Raw genomic sequence first — 3,899 nt, 5'->3', positions numbered from 1 at the left:
CTCGGTGCGGCCACCCTTGATCACCACCACAGGCTTGGTCCGGGCCGCGATGCGGGCAGCCGACATGAATTTCCGGGCATGGGTCACGGCCTCGACATAGAGCAGGATCGCCCGGGTGCGGCCGTCAGCGGCCAGCCAGTCCAGCATGTCGCCGAAATCGACGTCGGCCATGTCGCCCAGCGACACGACCTGGCTGAAGCCGATGCCGCGATGGGTCGCCCAGTCCAACACGGCGGTCGCGATGGCGCCGGACTGGCTGACGAAGGCAATGTCGCCCGGCAGCGGCGCGACATGGGCGAAGCTGGCGTTCACGCCGTGATGCGGCGCCATCAGTCCCAGGCAATTGGGGCCAAGCACTCGCAGCAGGTGCGGCCGGGCCGCATCCAGCACCGCCTGGCGCAGCACAGCACCCTCGGCCTGGCCGTTGCCTTCGCCGAAACCGGCGGTGACGACGACGGCGGCGCGCGTGCCGCGGGCGCCGAGCTCGGCAATCAGGCCCGGCACCGTCGCCGGCGGTGTGGCGATCACCGCCAGATCGGGTGTGACCGGCAACTCGGCGACGGAGGCGTAGGCCAGCGTGCTGCCGATCGACCGCGCCTGTGGATTGACCGGCATCACCGGGCCGTCGAAGCCACCGGCGAACAGGTTGCGGGCCAGCACCGCCCCGACCGATCCGGAGCGCCGGCTGGCCCCGATCACGGCGATCGAGCCCGGGCGGAACAGCGCGTCCAGGTTGCGGACCGACATCGCATCCCCTCATCCGTCACGGTGCCGGCGCGGATCATTTACGACCTGCAAGGCGCCACCCAAGGCTTCGACTGATCAGAGCCGCCGTTCGAAGACGGGGTCGAGCACCGTGCCGGTGAAGGGTTCGAGCAGGACCATGTCGTCCTTCACCTCCTTGACGCCCGGCACATTCTCCACGGCCACGCGCAGCGCGTCGCGAACCCACTCGTCGGTGATGACGCCGCCGAGCGTCACGGCCCCGTCCTTCACATCGATCCGCATCCCTTCGACCCGCGCCCAGAGCTGTTCGCTAAGCTCGGCGAAGATCCGTTCGCGGATCGCCTTGTCGTCGTTGCCGCTTTCGGCCCGGACATCCAGGAGGCCGGCCAGAAGGCGCAGGAGATTAGCGCGCGTGACGATGCCGACCAGCTTGGTGCCGCGCAGAACCGGGATGCGCTTGATCCGCCGACCGATCATCAGCTCCACGATTTCCTCCAGCGGCGCGTCCTCGGAGACCGAGACCACGTCCCGGGTCATCACATCCGCGACGTTGCGGCTGTGCGACTGGACGTATTCGCGCGCCAGCCGGTCGGTGCCGGTGAAGAAGGCGAGCCAGTCGGGCCGCCGCTTCTCGGTGCCCATCTCGACGCGGCGCAGCAGGTCGCCTTCGGTGATCATGCCGACCAGATCGCCCGCCTCGTCGACGACGGGCAGACCGCTGATCCCGCGCCCGAGCATGAGCCGGATCGCCGCCAGGATCGGCAGGTCGCAGCGCACGGTCACAGGCTTCCTGGTCATGATATCGACGGCGTTCATCGGATACCTCCTCGACGGTATGGAGGGACCATGGCCGGTCCCGCCGCCCGCGGCTTTGATCCTGATCAAATCCGTGATGGCGCGATCTACACGTCCATCGCCATGTCGAGTTGCTGCTTCGCGTCGGCCTTCGTCTCGGGGACCTCGGTCATGATCGCCTCGGTCAGCAAGAGCGTGCTCGCGACCGACACGGCGTTTTCCAGCGCGACCCGGACCACCTTGGTCGGATCGACGATCCCCGCTTCGACGAGATCGACATATTCCTTTCGCGCCGCGTCGAACCCCATCGCCCCGTCACCGCCGCGCATGCGTTCGACCACCACGCCGCCTTCGACCGCCGAGTTCTCCGCAATCTGGCGTGCCGGCGCTTCCAGCGCCCGCTTCAGGATCTGGGCGCCGGTCCGCTCGTCACCCTGCAGCGTCGCCTCGACATCCGCGACCGCGTCGATGCAGCGCAGGAGCGCGAGACCTCCACCCGGCACGATGCCCTCGGCCACCGCTGCCTTGGTGGCGCTGATCGCATCGTCCAGCGCCTCCCTCCGCGTCTTCATCTCGGTCTCGGCAGGAGCCCCCACCCGGATCACGGCGACGCCGCCTGACAGCTTCGCCAGGCGCTCCTGCAGCTTCTCGCGGTCGTAGTCCGAGGTGGTGTCGGCGATCTGCTGCCGGATCTGCTTCATGCGGGCATCGATGTCCTGCCTGCGGCCGGCGCCGCTGACGATCGTCGTGTGCTCGCCCGTGATGATCACCCGCTTGGCACGCCCGAGCCGGTCGAGGCCGACATTCTCGAGCTTGATCCCGAGCTCTTCCGCGACCACCTGACCGCCCGTCAGAACCGCGATGTCCTCCAGCATCGCCTTGCGCCGGTCGCCGAACCCGGGCGCCTTGACCGCGGCCACCCGCAGGCCGCCGCGGATCTTGTTGACGACGAGCGTGGCCAGCGCTTCGCCTTCCACATCCTCGGCGATGATCACGAGCGGATGCCCCGACTGCACCACGGCTTCGAGCAGAGGCAGGAGCCCCTGCAGATTGGCGAGGCGCTTCTCGTGCAGCAGGATGAACGCATCTTCCAGCTCGGCCGACAGCTTCTCCGTATTGGTCATGAAGTAGGGCGAGATGTAGCCGCGGTCGAACCGCATGCCCTCGACCACGTCGAGGGTGGTCTCGGTGGTCTTGGATTCCTCGACCGTGATCACCCCCTCCCCGCCCACCTTCTCCATGGCATCGGCCACCAGCCGGCCGATCACCGGGTCGTTGTGCGCGGAAATGGTCGCGACCTGCTCCTTCTCGCGGCGGGCGGCGACCGGGACCGACATCGCGGCCAGGGCTCGGATGGCGGCCTTGGCTGCGCTGTCCAGTCCCCGCTTGATATCGATCGCGCTGGCGCCGGCGACGACGTTGCGGAGCCCGTCGGCGAACAGCGCATGGGCGAGTATGGTCGCCGTGCTGGTGCCGTCGCCCACGGCCTCGCCCGTCCTCTCGGCCGCCTGGCGCAGCATCTGCACCCCGAGATTCTCCTCGGGATCCTTGAGCTCGAACTCCTTGGCGATGGTCACGCCGTCATTGCAGACGACCGGCGCCCCCCACCGCTTCTGGATGAGCACCGATTTCGACTTCGGCCCCAGCGTGACCCGCACGGCGTCGGCGAGCTGGGTGACGCCCTGGAGAATCTTCTCGCGTGCCGCCGACCGGAACAGAACCCGCTTGTAGGTCATCGCCATGCTCCCTTTCCCGTGGCCATCCGGCTCCGCCGAGCGGCCTTCGATGCGGGAGAATGGAGGCAACCGACCCGCCGCGGCCTTGATCCGGATCAAGTCGTGAGCTTTGGGTATCTTGACCTGGATCAAGGTCCGATCGTGCCGGTCGCCGCAGCATGGCCAGCCACACAGGAGGTGGGCATGTCGTTCCCAATTCGACTGGTGCTGGCGGTCGCGGGTGCAATCGCTGCGGTCTTCCGTGGCGGTGGTCGGCCTCCTCGCCTGGCTGCGGCGCTGACCGGACGGGAGAACACCGCGTGTGGACCTTCATCTGGGCCGTGACGATCGCCCTTTTCCTCCCGTTCGGCCTCGTCGTCGCGACCTGGCTGGAGCCGGAAACTGGCGACCTTGCCGCCCCGGCTCGTCGGTGCACTTCGCTGCGACGAGCCGACGGCCAGCCGCCGCCGCCCTGATATCGCCTGTACCCGCCCATCGGGACGGCTTCTTAAGGAGTTATCCATGAGCCGTTCATTCCCCGCCCCGGCGGTCTCGACCGTGGCCGGAAGCCAGGCCGAAGAACAAGCCAGGCCACCCACGGACTCCCATGTCCGCTGGTTCGAAACCATCGACCTCGACGACGTGTCCCTGGTCGGAGGCAAG

At 68.1% G+C, this 3,899-nt stretch carries 4 protein-coding genes; 1 reads left to right on the top strand and 3 read right to left on the bottom strand.

Annotation, left to right across the window (positions count from 1 at the left end; translation table 11 throughout):
• The 3 genes from AAHM41_RS39405 to groL all read right to left on the bottom strand — a co-directional run.
• Positions 1-747 (bottom strand): CoA-binding protein (locus AAHM41_RS39405; RefSeq protein ID WP_342242102.1); only part of this gene is annotated, 747 nt, incomplete at its 3' end.
• A gap of 75 nt (positions 748-822) precedes the next feature.
• Positions 823-1,542: a CBS domain-containing protein gene (locus AAHM41_RS39400; RefSeq protein WP_342242101.1), complete on the bottom strand. Its 720-nt coding sequence runs from the start codon at positions 1,540-1,542 to the stop codon at positions 823-825.
• Between the two features lie 86 nt (positions 1,543-1,628).
• Complete coding sequence (gene groL / locus AAHM41_RS39395) at positions 1,629-3,257, bottom strand: chaperonin GroEL (protein ID WP_342242103.1); 1,629 nt, start codon at positions 3,255-3,257, stop codon at positions 1,629-1,631.
• A 299-nt stretch (positions 3,258-3,556) separates the two neighbouring features.
• Here groL and AAHM41_RS39390 point away from each other — a divergent pair, with 299 nt between their 5' ends.
• Positions 3,557-3,712, top strand: a complete 156-nt coding sequence (locus tag AAHM41_RS39390; protein WP_342242100.1) for a cytochrome bd-I oxidase subunit CydX — start codon at positions 3,557-3,559, stop codon at positions 3,710-3,712.
• The last annotated feature ends 187 nt before the right edge of the window (positions 3,713-3,899 follow it).

This window comes from Inquilinus sp. OTU3971 (genome assembly GCF_038440215.1).
Note: the sequence above shows the minus strand (reverse complement) of the source record. Positions and strands in the feature narration are given on the sequence as shown.

Excerpts from the sequence above, each read along its gene's own strand:
- groL (WP_342242103.1), bottom strand. The coding sequence starts at position 3,257 with ATGACCTACAAGCGGGTTCTGTTCCGGTCGGCGGCACGCGAGAAGATT.
- AAHM41_RS39400 (WP_342242101.1), bottom strand. The coding sequence starts at position 1,542 with ATGAACGCCGTCGATATCATGACCAGGAAGCCTGTGACCGTGCGCTGC.